General features: G+C 70.0%; 23 protein-coding genes. 11 read left to right on the top strand and 12 right to left on the bottom strand.

What is annotated here, in order from left to right; genetic code table 11:
- Positions 1 to 3: 3 nt before the first annotated feature.
- Positions 4 to 474: an EVE domain-containing protein gene (locus HYZ11_17025; protein MBI3129314.1), complete on the bottom strand. Its 471-nt coding sequence runs from the start codon at positions 472 to 474 to the stop codon at positions 4 to 6.
- A gap of 197 nt (positions 475 to 671) precedes the next feature.
- Here HYZ11_17025 and HYZ11_17020 point away from each other — a divergent pair, with 197 nt between their 5' ends.
- A complete protein-coding gene (locus tag HYZ11_17020; GenBank protein MBI3129313.1) occupies positions 672 to 1,208 on the top strand; it encodes a cyclic nucleotide-binding domain-containing protein in 537 nt (178 codons plus the stop codon).
- Here HYZ11_17020 and HYZ11_17015 read toward each other — a convergent pair.
- The 3 genes from HYZ11_17015 to HYZ11_17005 all read right to left on the bottom strand — a co-directional run bounded on the left by HYZ11_17015 (position 1,198) and on the right by HYZ11_17005 (position 4,356).
- The gene (locus HYZ11_17015; GenBank protein ID MBI3129312.1) at positions 1,198 to 2,145 is read right to left on the bottom strand and encodes a 2-dehydropantoate 2-reductase; all 948 of its coding nucleotides are present in this window, start codon (positions 2,143 to 2,145) and stop codon (positions 1,198 to 1,200) included. The two genes, HYZ11_17020 and HYZ11_17015, sit on opposite strands and share 11 nt — an antisense overlap.
- 149 nt (positions 2,146 to 2,294) lie before the next feature.
- Positions 2,295 to 3,230 carry an SMC-Scp complex subunit ScpB gene (scpB, locus tag HYZ11_17010; protein MBI3129311.1) on the bottom strand — a complete coding sequence of 312 codons (936 nt, stop codon included), beginning with the start codon at positions 3,228 to 3,230 and terminating at the stop codon, positions 2,295 to 2,297.
- Between the two features lie 133 nt (positions 3,231 to 3,363).
- Positions 3,364 to 4,356 carry a segregation/condensation protein A gene (locus HYZ11_17005; protein ID MBI3129310.1) on the bottom strand — a complete coding sequence of 331 codons (993 nt, stop codon included), beginning with the start codon at positions 4,354 to 4,356 and terminating at the stop codon, positions 3,364 to 3,366.
- A 221-nt stretch (positions 4,357 to 4,577) separates the two neighbouring features.
- Here HYZ11_17005 and HYZ11_17000 point away from each other — a divergent pair, with 221 nt between their 5' ends.
- The 5 genes from HYZ11_17000 (at position 4,578) to HYZ11_16980 (ending at position 9,407) form a co-directional block, all read left to right on the top strand.
- Positions 4,578 to 5,453 carry a CoA transferase subunit A gene (locus HYZ11_17000; protein ID MBI3129309.1) on the top strand — a complete coding sequence of 292 codons (876 nt, stop codon included), beginning with the start codon at positions 4,578 to 4,580 and terminating at the stop codon, positions 5,451 to 5,453.
- Positions 5,454 to 5,494: 41 nt separating this feature from the next.
- Positions 5,495 to 6,190: a CoA-transferase gene (locus tag HYZ11_16995; protein ID MBI3129308.1), complete on the top strand. Its 696-nt coding sequence runs from the start codon at positions 5,495 to 5,497 to the stop codon at positions 6,188 to 6,190.
- Between the two features lie 7 nt (positions 6,191 to 6,197).
- Positions 6,198 to 7,130, top strand: coding sequence for a ribokinase (locus HYZ11_16990; protein MBI3129307.1), 933 nt, complete (start codon positions 6,198 to 6,200; stop codon positions 7,128 to 7,130).
- Between the two features lie 64 nt (positions 7,131 to 7,194).
- Positions 7,195 to 8,145 (top strand): hypothetical protein, encoded by a 951-nt coding sequence (locus HYZ11_16985; protein MBI3129306.1) that lies wholly within the window; start codon positions 7,195 to 7,197, stop codon positions 8,143 to 8,145.
- Positions 8,146 to 8,381: 236 nt separating this feature from the next.
- Positions 8,382 to 9,407: an amidohydrolase gene (locus tag HYZ11_16980; GenBank protein MBI3129305.1), complete on the top strand. Its 1,026-nt coding sequence runs from the start codon at positions 8,382 to 8,384 to the stop codon at positions 9,405 to 9,407.
- A 222-nt stretch (positions 9,408 to 9,629) separates the two neighbouring features.
- Here the strand turns inward: HYZ11_16980 and HYZ11_16975 are convergent, their stop codons facing one another.
- On the bottom strand, positions 9,630 to 9,986 hold the full coding sequence (locus HYZ11_16975; protein ID MBI3129304.1) for a hypothetical protein: 357 nt from the start codon (positions 9,984 to 9,986) through the stop codon (positions 9,630 to 9,632).
- Between the two features lie 194 nt (positions 9,987 to 10,180).
- Here HYZ11_16975 and HYZ11_16970 point away from each other — a divergent pair, with 194 nt between their 5' ends.
- The 3 genes from HYZ11_16970 to HYZ11_16960 all read left to right on the top strand — a co-directional run bounded on the left by HYZ11_16970 (position 10,181) and on the right by HYZ11_16960 (position 12,529).
- Positions 10,181 to 10,468: a nitrile hydratase subunit beta gene (locus HYZ11_16970; protein MBI3129303.1), complete on the top strand. Its 288-nt coding sequence runs from the start codon at positions 10,181 to 10,183 to the stop codon at positions 10,466 to 10,468.
- Positions 10,469 to 10,482: 14 nt separating this feature from the next.
- A complete protein-coding gene (locus tag HYZ11_16965; protein MBI3129302.1) occupies positions 10,483 to 11,226 on the top strand; it encodes a nitrile hydratase subunit alpha in 744 nt (247 codons plus the stop codon).
- Positions 11,227 to 11,494: 268 nt separating this feature from the next.
- Positions 11,495 to 12,529, top strand: a complete 1,035-nt coding sequence (locus tag HYZ11_16960; protein MBI3129301.1) for a cupin domain-containing protein — start codon at positions 11,495 to 11,497, stop codon at positions 12,527 to 12,529.
- 76 nt (positions 12,530 to 12,605) lie between these two features.
- Here HYZ11_16960 and HYZ11_16955 read toward each other — a convergent pair whose 3' ends face one another.
- The gene (locus HYZ11_16955; GenBank protein ID MBI3129300.1) at positions 12,606 to 12,962 is read right to left on the bottom strand and encodes a hypothetical protein; all 357 of its coding nucleotides are present in this window, start codon (positions 12,960 to 12,962) and stop codon (positions 12,606 to 12,608) included.
- 137 nt (positions 12,963 to 13,099) lie between these two features.
- Between HYZ11_16955 and HYZ11_16950 the strand changes: the two genes are divergently transcribed.
- A complete protein-coding gene (locus HYZ11_16950; protein ID MBI3129299.1) occupies positions 13,100 to 13,816 on the top strand; it encodes a dienelactone hydrolase family protein in 717 nt (238 codons plus the stop codon).
- 16 nt (positions 13,817 to 13,832) lie between these two features.
- Here HYZ11_16950 and HYZ11_16945 read toward each other — a convergent pair whose 3' ends face one another.
- A complete protein-coding gene (locus HYZ11_16945) occupies positions 13,833 to 14,375 on the bottom strand; it encodes a methyltransferase domain-containing protein (GenBank protein ID MBI3129298.1) in 543 nt (180 codons plus the stop codon).
- Positions 14,372 to 14,605: a helix-turn-helix transcriptional regulator gene (locus HYZ11_16940; GenBank protein MBI3129297.1), complete on the bottom strand. Its 234-nt coding sequence runs from the start codon at positions 14,603 to 14,605 to the stop codon at positions 14,372 to 14,374. Before HYZ11_16940 ends, HYZ11_16945 begins: the two co-directional genes overlap by 4 nt.
- Before the next feature lie 115 nt (positions 14,606 to 14,720).
- On the opposite strand from HYZ11_16940, the gene HYZ11_16935 reads away from it, so the two are divergent.
- Positions 14,721 to 15,128: a helix-turn-helix transcriptional regulator gene (locus HYZ11_16935; protein MBI3129296.1), complete on the top strand. Its 408-nt coding sequence runs from the start codon at positions 14,721 to 14,723 to the stop codon at positions 15,126 to 15,128.
- Positions 15,129 to 15,204: 76 nt separating this feature from the next.
- Here the strand turns inward: HYZ11_16935 and HYZ11_16930 are convergent, their stop codons facing one another.
- The 4 genes from HYZ11_16930 to HYZ11_16915 all read right to left on the bottom strand — a co-directional run bounded on the left by HYZ11_16930 (position 15,205) and on the right by HYZ11_16915 (position 19,463).
- Entirely contained in the window at positions 15,205 to 15,675 is a 471-nt protein-coding gene (locus HYZ11_16930; protein ID MBI3129295.1) for a hypothetical protein, read from the bottom strand.
- 257 nt (positions 15,676 to 15,932) lie between these two features.
- Positions 15,933 to 17,186: an MFS transporter gene (locus tag HYZ11_16925; GenBank protein MBI3129294.1), complete on the bottom strand. Its 1,254-nt coding sequence runs from the start codon at positions 17,184 to 17,186 to the stop codon at positions 15,933 to 15,935.
- Positions 17,187 to 17,563: 377 nt separating this feature from the next.
- Entirely contained in the window at positions 17,564 to 18,490 is a 927-nt protein-coding gene (locus tag HYZ11_16920; GenBank protein MBI3129293.1) for an ABC transporter permease, read from the bottom strand.
- A 10-nt stretch (positions 18,491 to 18,500) separates the two neighbouring features.
- A complete protein-coding gene (locus HYZ11_16915) occupies positions 18,501 to 19,463 on the bottom strand; it encodes an ABC transporter permease (protein ID MBI3129292.1) in 963 nt (320 codons plus the stop codon).
- Positions 19,464 to 19,481 lie beyond the last annotated feature (18 nt).

Genomic DNA, 19,481 nt, shown 5'->3' with positions numbered 1-19,481 from the left:
GTTTTAGCCCTTCCCCTTCCCCATCCTCACCACCTCCTCGAACTCCTCCTTCGTGACGGGCTGGACGGAGAGGCGCTGGAAGGGCCGGACGACGGGCATGTCCTTGAGCCTGGGATTGGCCTTCATCTCGGGGAGGGCCACGGGGCGGGGGAGCTTGGAGAGGGCGCGGACGTCCACCATGAACCAGCGCGGGTTCCCGGGGCTGGACTTGGGATCGTAATACCTGGACTTCCGGTCGAAGGCGGTGGGGTCGGGGTAGGCCTCGCGGACCACCTCGGCCAGCCCCGCGACGTGCGGGGGGCCGGCGTTCGAGTGGTAGAAGAGCACCCGGTCGCCCTTCTTCATCGCCCTCATGTGGTTGCGCGCGAGGTAGTTGCGCACCCCCTCCCAGCGGTCGGTCTTCCCGGGCTTGGCGAGGAGGTCGTCGAAGGAGAAGACCTCGGGCTCGGTCTTCATGAGCCAGTGGCGGGGCATGGCCGCCTCTCAAGTTGAGATCGTTTTTTCACGGCAGGGGGATCGTATTTTCCCGCACCGCGGCCCGGGGAGGAATTAAGACCGCCCCATCCGGCGTTACATGCGCAGGGCATTTTACAGCATCCGCCGGGCGCGCGAGGCTCCGTGCGGCGGGAGGGAGAGGGCTTGCTGTGCTCCCCATGAGGGAAGGCTGGCCGATGGCCGGGAGCGGGGGGGCGGGCGTCCAGAAGGTGGTCTTCAGGCGGGCGCTCCCGGAGCGCCTTCAGTACGTCCTGGTCAAGCTCCAAAAAACATGCGCCTTTTTCTCCTCCATGCAGGAGAGCGAAGTGAGAGAGTTCCTGCGGCTGTGCCGCATGGAGTCCTTCGACGAGGGGTCTCTCATTTTCCAGCGCGGGGAGCCGGGCGGCTGCATGTACATCGTCGTCTCGGGCCAGGTGTCGGTCGTGCCGGGCGGCGCTCACAAGCACGAGGTGCGCCTGGGGCCGGGGGACGCGTTCGGGGAGATGGCGCTGTTGGAGGTGGCCCCCCGGAGCGGGAGCGCCTGGGCGATGAAGAAGACGGTCCTGCTGGCCGCGAGCGCCGAGGTTCTCGGTGCGCCGTCGCCCTTCCTGCGAGCCAAGGTCATGACGAACGTCGCGCGCCAGCTCGCCCGCTACCTGCGCGAGGCGGACGCCTTCATCGAGGGGTGGGCGAAAGAAGAAAAAGAAGAAAAGGCGGCTCCGGCTACGCCTTGAGTTTCACCTCGCCCGCGATCTGCAAATCCGCGAGCTTCAGGGTGTGGTAGATGAAATCGTTGAGGGGTGTGGCGACGCCCGCCTCGCGCCCCAGGCGGGAGAGCGCCCCGCACAGGGCGTCGATCTCCAGCCGCCGCCCGGCCTCCAGGTCGTGGCAGAGGCTCCCCTTGCTCGCCGGGTTCTGCTCGCCGAGGAAGCGGAAGCGGTCCTCGTCCGCCCCCTGGGGGAGCCGCACCCCGCGCGCCCGGCCCACCTCGCAGACCTCGCGCATCACCCCGCGCATCATCCACCGGGTGCCCTCGTAGGCCATGATCTCGCCGAGCGGCGAGCGGGTGAGGGCGGTCATCCCGCTCACCCCGCAGATGAAGATGAACTTGGTCCAGAGCTCGGCCTCGATGTCGGCCGAGAGCTCGGCGTTGACCTGCGCGTTCTTCAAGACGGCCAGGATGCGCTCCCCGCGCGGGCTCGCGCCGCCCCCCAGCTCCCCGAAGACGAGGCGCCTCGGCCCCCCGATCTGGCGGATGAGGCCCGGCCCCGCCACCGAGGTGAAGATGTAGGCGGCGCCCCCCATGACGCGCTCCCGGCCGTAGCGGGCGGCGAGCCGGTCCTCGTTGTCCACCCCGTTCTGCAGGCTGATGACCACGCTATCGGGCCCCATCATGGGCGCGATGGCGGGGATGGCCGCCTCGTTCGCGGTGGTCTTCACGCAGAAGAGGACGACGTCGCAGACGCCCGCCCCGGCCGGGTCGTCCGTGGCGAAGGGAGCCTTCACCGCGAAGCCCCCCTCGGGCACCACCGCCTCGACGCGCAGGCCCTCCCGCCGGATGGCCTCGAGGTGAGCCCCCCGGGCGATGAAGCGCACGTCCTCTCCCGCGCGGGCGAGCAGCCCCCCGAAGTAGGCGCCCACCCCGCCCGCCGCCATGACCCCGAAGCGCATGAGAGGTCTCCCGTTCGTTTCGGCCATTTGAGCAAAAAAACCGCCGCGGGGGAAAGCCCGCGGCGGTGTGGAAAACCAGTGGGTGTAGGGGCAGGCCCCCGTGCCTGCCCTGCATTGAGAAGGGCGGCCACGGGGGGCCGCCCCTACGGCTAGGGCTGCCGCTCGCTCTCTTCCGAGGGCGCCGCGCCCTCCTCTTCCCCGGCCCCGCCCTGGGCGTGGCCGTTGGAATGCCCGTTCGCGTGCCCGTTGGTGTGGCCGTTCGCGTGCCCGTTGCCCTCCGCCTCGCCCTCCTCGGCCCCGGCCACGGCCGGGCCGTCCAGCACCTCGGAGACAGGGGGCGCGGAGGCGCCGCCGGCGGTTTCGGGGATGGGGATCATGCCCTCGCCGCCGATGGGCAGGATGTCCGCCTCCTCCTGGGGCCCGAGGCCGGCCAGCGCCTCGAATTCGTCGGGCTTGGGCATGTCGGCCAGGCTCTTGAAGCCGAAGTACTCGAGGAACTGGGGCGTGGTGCCGTACACGATGGGGCGGCCCACCACGTCCTTGCGGCCCAGGATGCGGACGAGGTTGCGCTCCAGAAGGGTGGTCATCACGCCCCCGCAGTCCACCCGGCGGATCTCCTCGACCTCGGGCTTCGTGATGGGCTGCTTGTAGGCGATGATCGCCAGCGTCTCGAGCGCCGCCTGGGAGAGCTTGGCCTTGCGCTCCGCCTTGAGGAGCCGCCGCACCCAGGGGCCGAACTCGGGCCGGGTGCACATGCGGTAGCCCTCGGCCACCTCGGCGATCTGGAGGGGATGGTCGCGGTGCTCCTCCATGAGCTCGGCCACGAGCCTGCGCACCACCTTGGCGTTGATGTTCTCGACGCCGCGGAAAATCATCGAGATGTCGCGCGGGCGCAGCGGCTCGTGCGCGACGAAGAGCAGGGTGAGGATGATGCGCTTGGCCTCGGTCTCCTCGACGATGAGGGGCGTGCCCTCCTCGGCGTCCTCTCCCTCGTCCCCGCCTTCGGATCCCTCGCGGGAAGGAGCGGCTCCCGCCGCGGCGAGGTCGAAGGTGGAGGCCTGGGGAGGCTCCTCGATGGCCTCCATCTGCCGCTCGGCGAGGGCCTTGCGGGCCTCCTCGGGCGGGGTGATCGCGTCGGCCGTCAATTCGAATGCCGCTCCTTTCTGCGCTTCGCCCTGCAAACGATCGTTCTCGTTCATGTCGGCTTCCCGGTTGGGCTCATTCATCCTTCACCGCCTTGGCGAGCCGGATTTCGGCGAAATTGGCGGATTGCCTCGCGACGACGAGGTTCTTGCGGATCAGCTCGAGCAGGGCGAGGAAGGTGACCACGACGGCCAGCACCCGCGCCCCCTCGAAGAGCTTCTGGAAGACCACGCCCTCCGGCCCCGCCTTCTCCAGGGCGTCGAGGAGATAGGTCTGGCGGTCGGCCATCTCCAGCTCGTCGATCTCGACGAGGTGGACGCCCTCCTCCCCGATGGACTCGATGAGGTGCCGGATGGCGCTGATGAGGTCGAACATCGTGACCTGGAGCCGGGGCTCCTCCGCCGCGTCGGCCGGGTCGAGCATGATGCCGTCGCCGTTCCCGCCCCGCGCGAACACCCACGACTGCTCCTCCTCGGCCCGGCGGAAGGCCTGGCTGAGGCGCTTGAACCGCTGGTACTCGAGGAGCTGGCGCTGGAGCTCCTGGCGCAGCACCTCGGGGTCCTCCTCCTGCGCGTCGCCCTCCTGCTGGGGCAGCAGGGTGCGGCTCTTGATGTAGACGAGCCAGGAGGCCATGACCAGGTAGTCCGAGGCGATGTTGATGTTGAGCCTGCGCATCAGCTCGATGTGCTTGAGGTACTGATCGGTGATGAAGGCGATGGGGATGTCGTTGATGTCGAGCTTGTGCTCGCGCACGAGGTGGAGCAGGAGCTCCAGCGGGCCCTCGAAGCCGTCGAGCTTGACCCGGAAGGACTCGCCCTCCGGGAGGCGCGGCGAGTCGTCGAGTTCGAACTCGGGAGAATCGGGCCCGGGCGGCCCGGGGGAAGCGGAGGCGGCCGCCTCGGCGGGCGCCACATCCCAGCCCTCGGGCGAGCCGGCCGTCATGTCTCGGCCGGCCCCGATCTCCTCGAGGCTCATCACGTCCAGGCGGGGCGCCGGTGAGGTGCTCTCGTCTGGGGCGCCGGGGGCCTGCGGGGGGGCCGCGGGCTCCCGCTTCTCCGGGGGTTGCATACGGCGAAAACCCCTTGCCGAAACGGCGAAAAAGGCGGCTTTTCGCGCCTCGGCGGCTGGGACGGAGCGTCTCTCGGGGCGGAGGAGCGGGCCCCCATGACCCGCAAGGCGCAGACTAGGGAATCCGGGCGGATATGTCAATTTCTTTGATTTTTTCGGCTCCCAAGCCCGTTCTTGAGGCAAAAAGCCCTTGGGGCGATAATCCTTCCGTCGCCCGGCGGATGCTCGCCGGGGTCCGAAAAGGAGCTTCCGTGGCCGGAAAACTCGTCTCCCTGCCTGAGGCCGCCCGGCTCGCCGGGGACGGCCAAATGATCGCCCTGGGCGGGAACTCCCTGACGCGCATCCCCTCGGCCTTCGCCCGGGAGCTCGCCCGGCAGGGGCGGCGTGGCCTCCGGCTCGTGAAGACGGCCGGGGCCTACGACATCGACCTCCTCTGCGCGGCCGGGGCGGCGGAGGAGGTCCACTCGGGCTACGTCGGCTTCGAGAACCTCTTCGGCCTGGCCCCCGCCTACCGCCGGGGGGTGGAGACGGGCGCGGTGCGGGCCGTGGAGCACGCCTGCTACACCGTCATCGCGGGCTTGAGGGCCTCGGCCTACGGCATCCCCAGCCAGCCCGTGGCGGGCCTCCAGGGGAGCGACGTGCCCGGCCTCACCGGCTTCCGGGAGGCACGCGACCCCTACACCGGGGAAAAGGTCTTCATGATCCCCCGCATCCGCCCGCGCTGGGCCGTCCTGCATGTGCCCTGGGCCGACGCTGAGGGCAACGCCCGCATCGAGGGGGGCACCTTCGAGGACGTGCTCATGAGCCGGGCGGCCGAGGGGGTGATCCTGACCGCCGAGCGGATCGTCGAAACCTCCTTCTTCGAGGAGCGGCCCGAGCGCACCCAGATTCCGGCCTTCCTGGTTCATGCCGTGGCCCATGTGCCGGGCGGGGCGCGGCCCGGGGCCTGTCCCCCCTTCTACGACCTGGACGAGGAGGCGGTGGGCCGGTATCTGGAAGAAGCCGCCTCACCGGAAGGCCTGGCCGCCCATCTCGCCGCGTGGGAGGAGGCGGACCGCGGGGCGGGTGCGGCGCGGCCGGCCGGGAGAATTTCATGAGGCGGGAGCTCTCGCCCGAGAAGAGGCGGGCGGCCGACCGGATGGCCGTCTTCCTCGCCCGGCAGATCCGGGACGGCGAGCTCGTCTTCCACGGGGTGGCTTCCGCCCTGCCCATGACGGCGGTCGGGATCGCCCGGAGGCTCCACGCCCCGAACCTCATCTACCTGAACATCCCGGGCGGGGTGGACGCCCGGCCGGCGCGCCTCCCCGGCTCGACGGTGGGGGTGCAGCTCCTGGAGGGCGCCCGCGCCCACTTCAACCTGACCGAGATCTTCGACCTCTCGGCGCGCGGGGCGCTCGACCTGGCCTTCCTGGGCGGGGCCCAGATCGACGGCCGGGGGGACATCAACCTCTCCTACATCGGCGACCCCAAGCGCCCCAAGGTGCGACTCCCGGGGGGCGCCGGGAGCGCCTGCATCCTGCCCACGGCGAAGCGCACCGTCCTGTGGCGCACGGCCCACGACCCGCGGAGCTTCCCCGAGCGCTGCGCCTGGGTGACGGCTTCCGGAAAGGTGGACCGGGTGATCACGCCGCTCTGCATCTTCCGGAAGGAGGAGGGGCGCCTCCGCATCGAGAGCCGCCACGCGGGCGTCGCGCCCGAAACGGTCCGCGAGGCCACCGGCTTCGACCCCGGCCCCTGCGAGGAAGTCTTCGAGACCCCCGAGCCCACCCCGGAGGAGGCGGCCGCGCTCCAGGCGGCGGACCCCGAGGGGGTGCGCTTCCTCGAATTCGCCTGAGCCTCGCGTGCGCGGGAAGCGCTTCGACGCGGTGGGGATCGGCCTCAACTCGGCCGATCTCCTCTGCGTGGTGGAGCGCCACCCTCTATTCAACACCAAAGGGCCGTTGCTGGAGGTTTCGCGCCAGGGCGGCGGCCAGGCGGCCACCGCCATGGCGGCCCTTGCCCGGCTCGGGCTGCGGACGGCCTACATCGGCGCGGTGGGGGACGACGAGGAGGGGAGGTTCTCCCTCCAGAGCCTCCGCGAGGAGGGGGTGGACGTGGAGGGCGTGGCCCTCCAGCCGGGGCGGGCGAGCCAGTTCGCGGTCATCCTCGTCCAGCGCGGCGGCCCGTCCGCCGAGCGGGGCGGACGCACGATTCTCTGGCGGCGGGAGGTGGCGCTCCGGCCGGAGGATGTGCGGGAGGACATCGTGCGCTCGTCGCGGCTCCTCCACGTGGACGGCCACAACCTCGAGGCCGAGCTGCGGGCGGCCGAGTGGGCGAGGGAGGAGGGCATCCCCGTTTCCTTCGACGCCGAGCGCGCCCTGCCGGGCACGGAGGCGCTCGTGCGGATGACCGACTACCTGGTGGCGTCGGAGGATTTTCCCCAAGCCTTCACGGGCGAGGCCTCGCTGGAGGAGGCCCTGCGCGCCATCCGCCGCCTGGGCCCCCGGGTGGCCGCCGCCACCCTGGGGGAGAGCGGGGCGCTGGCCTTCGACGGGGAGCGCTTCCACCGCTCCCCCGCCTTCGAGGTGGAGGCGGTGGACACGACCGGGGCGGGGGATGTATTCCATGCGGGGCTCATATATGGGGTCCTCCAGGGGCATCCGCTTCCGCGCACCCTCCGTTTCGCCAACGCCCTCGCGGCCATGAGCTGCCGCGCGCTCGGGGGGAGGGCGGCTCTCCCCCGGCTGGGCGAGGTGGAGGCGTTCATGCGGCAGGCACGCTCCTATCCGGAATGAAGAGGCTTCGCCCCGGCGCCGCCGCGATGGGATGAAAATGCTCGGAAAACGTAAGAACGGGGTCTTGAGCGCGCCCTTGGCACGGCGGGCGCTGGGATGGGCTTTTCTGGCCATGCTGGCCGCGGGCTGCGGCTCGGAGCCCCAGGCGTCCGTCTCGGGCGTCGTCCATCTCGCGCCCTCGCTCCCGCCCGAGGCCCGGAAACTGCGCCAGCTCTTCATCTACCTGGAGCCCGCCCAAGGCGGCCCCCCCTTCGCCGTCCAGCGGCTGGTGGAGCCCAGCTTCCCCCTCCGCTTCGTCATGACCCCGGACGACGTGTTCGCGCCGGGGCGGGCATTCTCCGGGCAGGTCCGGGTGCGGGCGCGGCTCCTCGGCGAGAACCTCACCGACTACGAGCTCGGGCCCCTGCGCCGGGCGAATGGGGCGGCGCCCCTGGCCAGGGGGAGCTACGAGGGGGTGAGCGCCCGCCCGGCCCCCATCGGCGCCCGGGACGTGGAGGTGGTCATCGCCCAGGCGGGCTCGGCCGAGCCGCCCAAGGAAGCGGCGAAGAAGCCCGAGGCCCCGGCGCGGGGGCAGGCCCCCGCCGCCCCGCCTTCTCCTCCCCAGGCGCAAGCGCGGCCCCCGGCGCAAACGCAGCCCCAGGCCCCGAAGCCGCCCGAGGCGGCGGCCCCGGCGGGCGGGGGAGCCATCTCGGGCACCGTCGTCCTCGCCCCCGCCCTCGCGGGAAAGGCGGGGGGCAAGCGCGCCCTCTTCCTCATCGCCCGGCCCGAGGGGGGCGGCCCGCCCCTGGCCGTGGTGCGGATCCCGGAGCCCAAGTTCCCCCTCGCGTTCCAAATCTCGCAGGAACACGTGATGATGCCCGGCGTGAAGTTCGAGGGCCGGGTGCGGCTCGTGGCCCGGGTGGACGCGGACGGAAGCGCCGGCCCGCCCCAGAAGGGCGACCTCGAGGGCCAGGCCCCGGACCCCGTCGCCGCCGGGACCTCCGGCGTCACCATCGTGGTGGACAAGGAGTACTAGGGGGGCCAGAAGATGGCAGTGCTTGTGTAGGGGCGAGGCATGCCTCGCCCCTACGGATCAGGTTTCGCGGCGGTTCTTCCGCAGGGGGGGTCAAGCCCCCTTGGATAATAAGGGGGCTGCTTTCCCCGCGGCCGTCCCCGCTTCCCCTTTCCCGCGCCCTCCGGCATAATCCGCCCGCACCGCGTGCGCAGGCCGAAAATCCCCCTGGGGCAATCCCCCTCTGAAGGAGAGATTCCGTGATCATCGATCCCCACGCCCACATCGCTCCCCAGTCCTTCATCGAGGACGCCCGCCAGGGCCGCTTCGGCGGGGCCATCTCGATCCAGCCGGGCGACAAGTGGGAGTTCCTGGTGACGCGCTCGACCGTGCTCGGGCAGGAGCGGGTGCACCCGAATCCCTTGCCCAAGGAGACCTGGAACGTCGAGATGCGCCTCAAGGACATGAAGCGGATGGGGGTGGACAAGCAGATCCTCTCCGTCGTCCCGCCGATGACCTACTACGCCCAGGACGCGGGGCTGAACAAGGATATCTCCTCGGCCCTGAACGACGCCCTGGTGGCGCTGACGAAGCAGCACCCGGACAAGTTCCTCTGCATGGCCCAGGTGCCCTTGCAGGATCCCCCGGCGGCGGCGGCCGAGCTCAGGCGCGCGGTCAAGAACGGCCACATCGGGGTGCAGATCGGCTCGAACGTGGCCGGGAAGAACCTCGACGACAAGGGGCTGGACGTGTTCTGGCAGGCGGTGGTGGACCTCGACGTGCCCGTCTTCATCCACCCGATCGAGGTGATGGGGGTGAACGACCGCCTCAAGGACTACTACCTGCGCAATTTCATCGGGAACCCGCTCGACACCACCATCGCCGCCGCCTGCATCATCTGGGGGGGTGTCTTCGACCGCTTCCCCAAGCTCAAGTTCCTGCTCTCCCACTGCGGCGGCTACACCCCCTGGATCCGCGGGCGCTGGCAGCACGGCTACGGGGAGCGGCAGGAGCCCAAGGTGAACGGCGCCAAGGCGCCCGAGCGCTACATCAAGAAATTCTACTACGACACCATCATCCACAACCCCGAGTGCCTCCAGTTCGCGGTCAAGTCCCTGGGGTTGGACCGGGTGATGTACGGCACCGACTACCCCTTCGACATGGGGAACCTGGGCAAGGCCACCGGCATCCCCGGCCTCTCGAAGCTCCCCAAGAAGGCCCAGGGGCAGATCCTCTCGGGCAACGTGATGAAGCTCTACAAGATCAAGGAAGGGAAGAAGAAGTAGGGGGACAGGATGTCATTCCGAGGCCCCGAGCGTGGCGAGGGCCGAAGAACCCCGATCTAGGCCGTGAAAAGTCGAAACCGGGATCCTTCGCGAAGCCTGTCCTGAGCGAAGCGAAGGGCTCAGGATGACATCGCGCGGTGGTGAGGCGAGTTTTCCGTAGGGGCGGGTTTCAAACCCGCCCCTGTGCATTTCCGGACGCCGGTCAGGCAGGCCGTCCCGTGGCTATTTCGATCGCCAGCTTCGTTTGCCGCGGTATCCGCCTCCCCCGCCGGATGAGTGTCCGTGTCCCCCGCGGTAGGAATGGCTGCCGGAGGAGGTGCCCCCCCGCCATCCCGAGGAGCCGGAGGGGCGGTGGGAGTGGTAGCCGTAGTGGCGGTGCTTTCTCTCCTTCTCTTCTTCTTTGGGAGGTTCTTCCTTCTTGGCTTCGCTCGAGGAGGAGTAGCTCGGGGTATAGGAGTAGCCGTTGTAGGGGCGGGCGCAGCCGGGGAGGAGGAGTCCCAGGGCGAGGGCGGCGAGGATGAGCGCGCCGCCGGGAAGATGGCGTGCCGAAACGCCCACAAGACGCCCCCGTTTTCGCATGGCCCTCTCCGGACCCGGCGCTCTATGGATACTCTCATCCACACTATCAGACGGCCCTGGTTCCGGGTTGCATTCCCGGATTCACCGGCCGATTCAGGACTCCTCCCCCCCTTTACACATCTCCGCGTCTGTGCAAACTGAAGCTGCCACGGCGCACGAACCGGATTAACCTATCTGAAATCAAGGGGTTCCCCATGGAGCAGACCAGGTTCCAGGTGGGCCAGCGGGTCAAGGTGAAGAACCTCTACCCGCCCGGCCACATCCGCACCTGCCCCTACGTGCGCGGCAAGACGGGGGTCGTCAGCCGCTACTTCGGGCGCTACAAGAACCCCGAGCTCCTGGCCTACGGGAAGGACGGCCTGCCCGCGCGGGAACTCTACTGGGTCGAGTTCAGCGTGAACGACCTGTGGGACCACAAGCCCGGGAAGCCCCAGGACAAGCTGCGAATCGAGATCTACGAGCACTGGCTCGAGCCGGCCTGAGAGGAGCGCCACGCATGTCCGACAGCCACGATCATCACCACGATCACGGGAACGGCCACGACCACCCTCACGGGCACGGCCACGACGACACCCACATCCTCCGCCGCAAGGAGGACGTGGGCTATCTCCATGACACCGTGGGGCGGGCCGAGCACGAGATGGACTACTTCCAGATCCGTGTGGTGGCGCTCCTGAACGTCCTGCGCGAGAAGGGCCTCGTCACCACCGACGAGATGCGCCGCGCCATCGAGGACATCGAGGCCCAGACCCCCGCCATCGGCGCCAAGGTGGTGGCCCGCGCCTGGGCCGACCCGGAGTTCAAGAAGCGCCTCTTGATGGACGCGAAGGAGGCCTGCGCCGAGCTCGGCATCGACACCTCGGCCGTCAACCACCTGGTCGCCCTCGAGAACACCGGCCAGGTGCACTACATGGTCACCTGCACGCTGTGCTCGTGCTATCCGCGCGTCCTGCTGGGCCAGCCCCCCACCTGGTACAAGAGCTTCCCCTACCGCTCGAAGTCCGTGGTGGACCCGCGCGGCGCCCTGCGCGACCTGGGCTATGAGGCCCCCGAGGGCATCGAGCTCATCACGGTGGACTCGAACGCCGACTGCCGCTACCTCATCATCCCCCGCCGCCCCAAGGGCACCGAGGGCTGGAGCGAGGAAAGGCTGGCCATGCTCGTCACCCGCGACAGCATGATCGGGGTGGGCGACGCCCTCACGCCCCAGGAGTTCGAGGCGCGGCCGATCCCGGTCTAGGGGAAGGGAACGGATCGAATCCCCCGGCGGCGGAGGCCCCCTCCGCCGCCGTTTTTATGGAAAGAGAAACCTGTAGGGGCAGGCCCCTGTGCCTGCCCCGGGGCGGCCACGGGGGGCCGCCCCTACAGAACCAGGGTCACGTTGCTTCTTTGTGTAGGGGCGTATGGCAATACGTCCCTACGGTGTCAGGATCGCGATGGCGCCTTGCGTAGGGGCGGTTCGCGAACCGCCCCTACGGACGAACCGTGCAATCGATCGGGAGGTTGACATGCCCACCGGCGCCGAGCTGGCCGACTTCTACGGGGCGATGGAGCGCCAGCGCCTCATCCCGCTCTGGAAGGTATACAAGGACCACGTCCCCCGCACCCCCAGCCCCCGCGCCCAGCCCCACCTCTGGCGCTTCCGGGAGGTCCTCCCCCTCGTCCGGGCCTCGGGCGCCCTGGCCCCCATGACCGAGGGCGAGCGCCGGGTGCTCGGCTTCGCCAACCCGGGCCTCCCCTACGACGGCCTGACGGCCACGACCGACACCCTCTGGGGCGCCTTCCAGTACATCCTCCCCGGGGAGAAGGCCCACACCCACCGCCACGCGGCGGCCGCCATCCGCTTCATCCTGGAGGGGGAGGGCGCCTCGACCACCGTGGAGGGCGAGCGCTGCGCCCTGGGTCCCGGCGACTTCGTCCTGACGCCCCCCTGGGCCTGGCACGACCACGAGAACACGGGAGAGAAGCCCGTCATCTGGATGGACGGCCTCGACATCATTATGGTGCGCGAGCTGCGCGCGAGCTTCTTCGAGGGGGCGGGCGAGGCGCCTCCCCCCGCGCCCAGGCCCGAGGGCGGGAGCCTCGCCCGCTGGGCCGAGGGCGCGCTCCGCCCCGCCTGGGAGCGGCAGAGCGGCCCCTACTCGCCGCTCCTCCTCTACAAGTGGGAGCGGACCGAGCGGGCGCTGCGCCGCCTCGCCGCCTCGGGGGAGGCCTCTCCCCACGACGATGTGGCCATGGACTTCGTCCACCCGGGCACCGGGGGGCCCGTCTACCCCACCATGGGCTGCCGCATCCAGCTCCTGCGGCCCGGCCGGGAGCTCAGCCCCCACCGCCACACCGGAAGCGCCGTCTATTTGTGCTTCAAGGGGAGCGGGCATTCGGTCATCGATGGCCAAAGGTTCGACTGGGAGAGGGGAGACGCCTTCTGCGTCCCCTCCTGGGCGCGGCACCAGCACGCGGCCGGGGAAGAAGAGACCATCCTCTTCTCCATCAACGACCAGCCCATGATCGAGGCCCTGGGGCTCTACCGGGAGGAGGGGTGAGGGGGAACGGAAAGCCGGGAAAGATGCGCGGAACCTGGGGGGGGCGGGGCGCCCTCCGGATGCCTTTCTCTGCCGGTTAGTGACCGTTCTGAAGGAAGGAGAAGCTGTTGCCCTTGGGCTTGTAGCGCTTGCGCAGGTCCGCCTCGGCCACGACGCGCAGGTCCTCGTCGGCCTCGCGGTGGACGCAGACGCAGTTGAACTTATGCCGCCCGGCGGATTGGAGCAGGTCGTGCTTGGCCAGCCGCGAGCCGAGCTCCTCGCTCTCCCCGATGAACACCGCCATGTGCTGGCCCGTGCCGTCGGGGGCCGCCGTCCGGTTCGTGAACATGTAGACCGCGCCGAAGTCGTTGAAGATGGCGCTCACGGGGTAGACCTCGAACTGGTAGTCCGCCCCCGAGGAGCCGCTGAACGTCACGCGCGTGCACCGGTTCATATGCGCCTCGATTCTGAAAATAGTGAATGCCTGTTGAGGATTCTACATCACCGGGCCGGGGAAAGCGAACGCCGGGACGGCGGCGGCGCCTTCCCCGGCTCCAGGCGGTTCCCATTTGGATTTTGGAGGAGGCCGACATGCGCACCGAGACCATCGAGTACCAGGAGGGCGGCGTCGCCTTCGAGGGCCACGCGGCGTATGACGAATCGAGCCGGTCGAAGCGCCCCTGCGTCCTGGTGAGCCACGCCTGGGCCGGGCTGCTCGGCGCCGAGCGAGAGGCGGCCGGGCGGCTCGCGGGGCTGGGCTACCTGGCCTTCGCCGTGGACCTCTTCGGCCGGGGCGTCCGGGGCAACCCCGCGGGGGACAACTCCAAGCTCATGCAGCCCCTCCTGGAGGACCGGGCCATGCTGCGCCGCCGCCTCCTGGCCTCCCTCGAGGCGGCCAGGAAGCACCCCCTGGCCGACCCCGGGCGCGTCGCCGCCATCGGCTACTGCTTCGGCGGGCTCTGCGTCCTCGACCTCGCGCGGAGCGGCGCCCCGGGCGTCCGGGGCGTGGCGAGCTTCCACGGCCTCTTCCACCCGCCCAAGCTCGGCCCCCAGCCCCCCATCGCCGCCAAGGTCCTCCTCTTGCACGGCTGGGACGATCCCCTCGCCCCGCCCGAGGACGTCCTCATGATCGCCAGGGAGCTCACCGAGGCCCGGGCCGACTGGCAGCTCCACGCCTATGGCCACGCCCTGCACGCCTTCACCAACCCCCACGCCAACAACCCCGCCGGGGGCGTGAAGTACGACGCCGGCGCGGACAGGAGATCATGGGCCGCGATGGAGTATTTTTTGAAAGAGGCGGTGGGGTAGGGAGGGTTGCGCGCCCTCACATCTTCCGGCAGCGGAAGGCTGTGTTTCCGGCTCCCGGCTCTCCGCTGATGAAAACTTCCAGCTGGAAGCGCGCGGCCAGAAGCCCCTGGAAGTCCCGGTAGGTGAACCGCCGGTCCGGCAAATGGGAGGCGAGAGGAACGCTCCCGACGAGCAAGCCCTCCGGCCGGAGCACGCGGTGCGCCTCGGCCAGGATGAGGGCGAGCCAGGGCAGGTGCTCTCCGGCATCGGCCAGCACGGCGGCGCTGAAGCACTCGTCCGGGAAGGGCAAGGGCCCGCTCAGGGGGGCTTGAACGGCTCGGATGCCGGGGACTTGCGCCGCCAGCCGGAGGGCGGCCAGGCCGAGGTCCAGGCCGATCACGTCGTTCCCCGCGGCGTAGTGCCGGGCGAGCGCGCCGTCCCAGCACCCCAGATCGAGGATCCGCCCGTTTTCCCCCAGCCACTGCCGGAAGAGCCTTCCGTGCCGCTCCTTCGCGAGTTTCTGGAAGAATCCCTCCCGCTGGACGTGATGCCCGGGCTGGAGCCCCGCGTCCGGATTCACCGGCGCCTCCCCATGGGGTCCCCCTCCGGAGGGAACAGATCCTCGACCCGGTACTGCCTGCCGGTCAGGCGGGAGAGCCCCCGGGCCAGCCGGAGCGCGGTGTCCACGATGGGCCTGCGGCCGCTGATCTCGATGGCGCTGATGATCGATTGATCCACCCCGGACGCCTGCTGCAACTGTTCCTGGGTGAGGTTGTGCTTTTCCCGGATGTGGCGAAGGTCGTTTTTCATGACATGGCGCTCAATTTGAGAACAAGTAATTGCTTAAAAATATATGCATTCAACTTATTGGCGTCAATGTATTTTTCCTGTGGTATTTGAACTCGCATATTTGTACCTTCTGCGGATGGCCGAGCGGAAGGCTGAAAAGAAAATCGGACTGATTCTTAAGGCGTTACGCCTGGAGAGGGGATGGGACCAGACGGCGCTGGCCGCCGCCTCTGGGGTTTCCCAGGCCCACATTTCCGCCATCGAGGTGGGCCGCTACCGCTCCCCCAAGGCCGAGACCCTCGCCAAGCTGGCGGCGGCGATGGAGGTGTCGATCACCGTTTTCTTCCCGGATCTGGACGCGGAAAAGGGCGTGGCCGAGTCGATGGCCTACTGGGGAGCGCGCGGGCTCCCCACCCCCGACGAGGAAGAGTTCCTGGCTCTCCTGCGCGACCCCGCGGTGGGCCCGGAGCTTCGCCGCCTTGCGCGGCTGATCAAGGCCGGGAAGGAAGCGGAAGCGGCGAAGCGCGGGAAAAAAGAGACCTAATTTCGTCGAAACGGCGGGTTTCCGGATTTGACTCTGAGTAAAAAGCGGCGGATGGGGGCCAGCGCCTCCGCATCCCCTACCTCCCCAGCGACTCCCGCTCGTGCTCCCGGATGAGCTCCCGGTAGCGCCTCCTCACCTCCTCGGGGGCGCCGGGAGCGGGCTCCATCAGCAGGCGGACGGGGCTGGGGTACTGGTAGCGGGCGTCGGGGCCGCCCTGGAGGAGGCCGGCCGCGGCGGCGGCCGGGGGAAAGAAGAAGAAGGTCTCGCGCGGGCTGGTCCCGGTCTCGGCCGAGCGGGTGAGGACGAAGGCGAGCGCCTTGAATCCGGGCGCCTCGCAGGCGAGGTTGATGGGCCCGCCGCGCCGGGGGAGGGCGGCCGAGGCGGGGGTCTTGGGCCAATGGTACTTCCGCCCCTGGAGGTCCTCCCCGGTGCAGTCGGCGCCGGGGGCGTTCACCACCTCGACGGTCACCTCCTGGGTGAGGCCAGCCGGGGCGGAGGCGCAGCCCGAGAGGAGGAGGGCGGCGAGGAGCCGGGCGGCGCGGGGCATGGGAAGTCCTCCGGGGAAAAATGACGCGGCCATTCTACCGCCGCGCGCGGCTTCTGTCCGGTGCGGTTTGGCGGGCGACACGGGTGTCCCGTAGGGGCGGTTCGCGAACCGCCCCTGCATGCGAGGCGGCACGGAGAATGATCCGTAGGGGCGAACCCTCCTTCGGGAGGCCCAATCCCTGCGGAGGGCGAAGGTCCCGTGTTCGCCCGGAGGCATAACGGGGCGAATACAAGATTCGCCCTGCGAAAAGAACATTCTCATGGCTTCCTCCTCCCCAGCCCGGTCGCGAACGCGGCCCCCAGGATGAAGAAGGCGGCGACGAGCCAGAGGGCCTCGCGGTAGTTTCCCCGGGCGTCGAACATGGCGCCGGTGACCGTGGGGCCGGCGGCCCCCGCCAGGGCGAAGAGGCTCATGGCGGCCCCGTTGATCCGGCCGAAGCGGGCGCCCGAGAAGTTGTCGGCGAGGAGGCTCGATGCGGTGGGCCGGGCGAGGCCCAGCCCCAGGCCCGAGAGGGCGGTGGCGAGGTAGAAGACCCAGGGGGCGTCCCCGCGGGAATAACCGGCGAGGAGGAGGGCGGCGAGGGCCCCCAGCAGGGCGCCCGCCCAATAGGTGGGGAGGCGGCCCACGCGGTCCGAGGCGGCGCTCAGGAGGTTCCCCGCCACCATGACGCCCCCCCACACCGCCAGCACGAGCCCTCCCTCGGCCGGGGTGAAGCCCTGGTCCGTCGCGTGGGGCACGAGGTGGACGATCTGGGCCGAGAAGGAGAAGGCGATGCTCATGTAGACGCCCGCGACGAGGGCGAAGGGGAGGGAGAGGATGGCGCCCCCGCGGGCGGGGCTTTCTTTTTTCCCGGGGGCGGGGGGCGGGGCCACCCCCGTCCGGAGGAAGGGCGCGTCCGCCACCGTGCCCATCTGCCGGGGGTGGTCGCGGTGGAAGAAGGCGATGAGGGGGAAGGTGAGGAAGAGGAGCATCCCGCCGAGGGCGAGGTAGCTCCCCCGCCAGCCGAGCCAGGCGATGAGGAAGGGGGTGGCCACGTTCATGAAGAAGGCCAGGCCCTGGGCCGAGTTGGTGACGCCCATGGCCATGCCCCGGCGCGAGACGAACCAGTTGGAGAGGGTGGGCACCTGGGCCACCCAGGTCCCGCCCGCGAAGGCCAGGCAGAGCAGGAAGTACATGGCGTAGTAGAAGCCCAGGCCGTTCGTGAGGGCCATGGCGCCCGCGGCCAGGCCGGTGAAGAGGATGCCGGCGGCCATGGTGCCCCGGATGCTCCAGCGGTCCATCAGCCAGCCCGCGAAGGGGGAGCCCAGCGCCTGGCCCAGCAGCCCCGCCGAGAAGGCGCCCGAGGTCTGGGCGCGGTTCCAGCCGAACTCCCCCGCCACGGCCTTGAAGAAGACCCCGAAGGAGCTCCGCACGGAGATGAGGGTGCACATCGCCAGGAAGACGGTGCCCAGGACGACCCAGCCGTACCAGAAGCGGGGGGGCGTCGCGGGAAGGGGAGGGGCGGCGGGCACGGAGACGGGGTTCCCCTTTCGGCTCGGGAAAGGCGCGGCGCGATCCTAGCACGGGGGTGGGGAGAGAGGGAGCCAGCTGTGACGTCTCAACGGGTTGTTCGCGGGGACATCGTTCCCCGCCGGGTCTGGCTCCCCTCTCCCTCCGGGCCGCCGCCCGCCGAAGCGTATCCGCGAAGGCGGGAGCGGATTCGCGAAGGTGGAAGGGCTTCGGCCCGCGCAGGCGGGAGAGGGGACGGGGGCGAGGGAAGGCCGCGCCGCCGGATCATCCCTCACCCGGAGCATCCGAGCGGCGGGCCGCTTGGATGCCCCGCCCTCTCCCAGGGGGAGAGGGGGAGGAAACCGGGCCCCGGCGCGAGCCATGCGTTCGGATTCCGCCGCTAGCCCGATCCGGTGCCCCGGAGCCGGGGGTCGAGGAGGTCGCGGACGGCGTCGCCCAGGAGGTTCAGCCCGAAGGCCGAGAGGCTGAGCGCCGCGCCCGGGAAGAGGGCGATCCAGGGGGCGCGCTCGAGGTGCCCGGCCGCGCCGGTGAGCATCCCGCCCCAGGAGGGCTCGTCGGGGGGGGCGCCCAGGCCGAGGAAGCTCAGGGCCGCCTCCACCACGATGGCGTAGGCGATGTTCACGCTGAAGAGGACGAGGTAGGTGGCCATCGCGTTGGGGATGATGTGGCGGGCGATGAGCCGCCGGCTCGGGAGGCCCGCCGCGCGGGCGGCCTCGATGTACATCATCTCCTTGATCCCGAGGACGGTGGAGCGGATGGTGCGCGCCGCCGTGGGGGTGAGGAGTACCGTGAGGGTCAGGATGACGTTCTCCACCGACTGGCCGAGCACGGCCATCAGCCCCAGGGCCAGGATGATGGGGGGGAAGGCCATCAGGATGTCCACCACGCGCTGGCTCACCGTGTCCCACAGCCCGCCGAAGAAGGCCGTCACGACTCCCCAGAGGGAGCCCAGGGTGACGCCGATCCCCACCGAGGTGAGCCCCACGTAGAGCGAGAGCCGCGCGCCCCAGATCACCCGGCTCAGCACGTCGCGGCCCAGGTGGTCCGTCCCGAAGGGGAAGCCGCCGCCGGGCGGAAGGTAGGGGTCGAACCCCGCCGCCTTCGGGTTGTGGGGGGCGAGCCACGGGGCGAACAGGCCGACGAACACCAGCAGGGCGACGAGGATCCCGCCGATGGCTCCCAGCGGCTGGCGGCGGGGGAAGTTGCGCAGGACGTTCCACAGCTCCTCGCGGCCGGAGCGGAGCTCCTCCCGGGGCGCCTCCCGCCCTCCCCGCTGGGCCTCCCTGGGCGCGATGCCGGTTTTCATTCCCCGCTCCTCAGGCGTACTTGATGCGCGGATCGAGCCAGGCGTAGACGAGGTCGACCAGCAGGTTGAGCAGGAGGAAGATGCCCGCCATGACGAACACGATCGCCTGCACCGCCGGGTAGTCGCGGTTGTTGACCGAGGTGATGAGCCCCATGCCCATGCCCGGGATCTGGAAGATGATCTCCATCACCACGATGCCCCCCAGGAGGCGCCCGACCCACCAGCCCGTGAAGGTGACGACGGGCAGGAGGGCGTTCTTGAGCGCATGGCGGTAGATGACGAGCTGCTCGAGCAGGCCCTTGGAGCGGGCCGTGCGCACGTAGTCCTCGCGGATGACCTCGAGGAGCTGGCTCCGCGTCAGGCGGGTGATGGGGGCGCTGATGTAGAAGGCCTGGGCGAGGGCGGGCCAGATGATCTTCTGGAGGTTCCGGGCGGGGTCCTCCCACAGGCTCGCGTACTCCAGGGGGGGAAGCCACTGGAAGTAGCGCACCAGGACGAAGAGGATGAGGACGCCGGAGAAGAAGATCGGCACGCTCAGCCCGCTGATGCTGAGCGAGCGGCAGAGATAGTCGGGCCAGCGGTCCTGCTTGACCGCCGAGACCACCCCCAGGGGCACGGCCCAGAGCGCGGCCAGGAGAAGGGTCAGGAGGGCCAGCTCCATCGTGCGCGGGAACCACTCGGCGAGCATTTCGGCCACCGGCCGGTCCTCGAGATAGGAATGGCCGAAGTTTCCCTGCAGGGCGCCCTTGAGCCAGAGGACGTATTGGACGGCGATGGGCTTGTCGAGGCCGAGTTCGGCGCGGATCTTGGCCACCTGGGCCTTGGCCACGGAGGCCTGCTCGGAGCCCGCGGAATAGACCAGGATCTCGGCGATGTCGCCCGGGACGAGCCGCATCAGGACGAAGATGACGAGGCTCGCCCCCACGAGGGAGGGAATGAAGAGCAGGACCCGCCGGATGATGTACTCGCGCATGGCTTCGCTCCGGCCGCA

This window comes from Candidatus Tectomicrobia bacterium, from assembly GCA_016192135.1.
Taxonomy (GTDB): domain Bacteria; phylum UBA8248; class UBA8248; order UBA8248; family UBA8248; genus 2-12-FULL-69-37.
The sequence above is the reverse complement of the archived record's forward strand: the minus strand, read 5'-3'. Positions and strand labels throughout refer to the sequence as shown.

Bases quoted from the DNA above. Each gene is read 5' to 3' on its own strand.
- HYZ11_16930 (MBI3129295.1), bottom strand. From the start codon at position 15,675: ATGCCCCGCGCCGCCCGGCTCCTCGCCGCCCTCCTCCTCTCGGGCTGC.
- HYZ11_16955 (MBI3129300.1), bottom strand. From the start codon at position 12,962: ATGAACCGGTGCACGCGCGTGACGTTCAGCGGCTCCTCGGGGGCGGAC.
- HYZ11_16940 (MBI3129297.1), bottom strand. From the start codon at position 14,605: ATGAAAAACGACCTTCGCCACATCCGGGAAAAGCACAACCTCACCCAG.
- HYZ11_16960 (MBI3129301.1), top strand. From the start codon at position 11,495: ATGCCCACCGGCGCCGAGCTGGCCGACTTCTACGGGGCGATGGAGCGC.
- HYZ11_16995 (MBI3129308.1), top strand. From the start codon at position 5,495: ATGGCCGTCTTCCTCGCCCGGCAGATCCGGGACGGCGAGCTCGTCTTC.
- HYZ11_16965 (MBI3129302.1), top strand. From the start codon at position 10,483: ATGTCCGACAGCCACGATCATCACCACGATCACGGGAACGGCCACGAC.
- HYZ11_17015 (MBI3129312.1), bottom strand. From the start codon at position 2,145: ATGCGCTTCGGGGTCATGGCGGCGGGCGGGGTGGGCGCCTACTTCGGG.
- HYZ11_16915 (MBI3129292.1), bottom strand. From the start codon at position 19,463: ATGCGCGAGTACATCATCCGGCGGGTCCTGCTCTTCATTCCCTCCCTC.
- scpB (MBI3129311.1), bottom strand. From the start codon at position 3,230: ATGGAGGCCATCGAGGAGCCTCCCCAGGCCTCCACCTTCGACCTCGCC.
- HYZ11_17020 (MBI3129313.1), top strand. From the start codon at position 672: ATGGCCGGGAGCGGGGGGGCGGGCGTCCAGAAGGTGGTCTTCAGGCGG.
- HYZ11_16970 (MBI3129303.1), top strand. From the start codon at position 10,181: ATGGAGCAGACCAGGTTCCAGGTGGGCCAGCGGGTCAAGGTGAAGAAC.
- HYZ11_17005 (MBI3129310.1), bottom strand. From the start codon at position 4,356: ATGCAACCCCCGGAGAAGCGGGAGCCCGCGGCCCCCCCGCAGGCCCCC.
- HYZ11_16935 (MBI3129296.1), top strand. From the start codon at position 14,721: ATGGCCGAGCGGAAGGCTGAAAAGAAAATCGGACTGATTCTTAAGGCG.
- HYZ11_17000 (MBI3129309.1), top strand. From the start codon at position 4,578: ATGCTCGCCGGGGTCCGAAAAGGAGCTTCCGTGGCCGGAAAACTCGTC.
- HYZ11_16950 (MBI3129299.1), top strand. From the start codon at position 13,100: ATGCGCACCGAGACCATCGAGTACCAGGAGGGCGGCGTCGCCTTCGAG.
- HYZ11_17025 (MBI3129314.1), bottom strand. From the start codon at position 474: ATGCCCCGCCACTGGCTCATGAAGACCGAGCCCGAGGTCTTCTCCTTC.
- HYZ11_16920 (MBI3129293.1), bottom strand. From the start codon at position 18,490: ATGAAAACCGGCATCGCGCCCAGGGAGGCCCAGCGGGGAGGGCGGGAG.
- HYZ11_16975 (MBI3129304.1), bottom strand. From the start codon at position 9,986: ATGCGAAAACGGGGGCGTCTTGTGGGCGTTTCGGCACGCCATCTTCCC.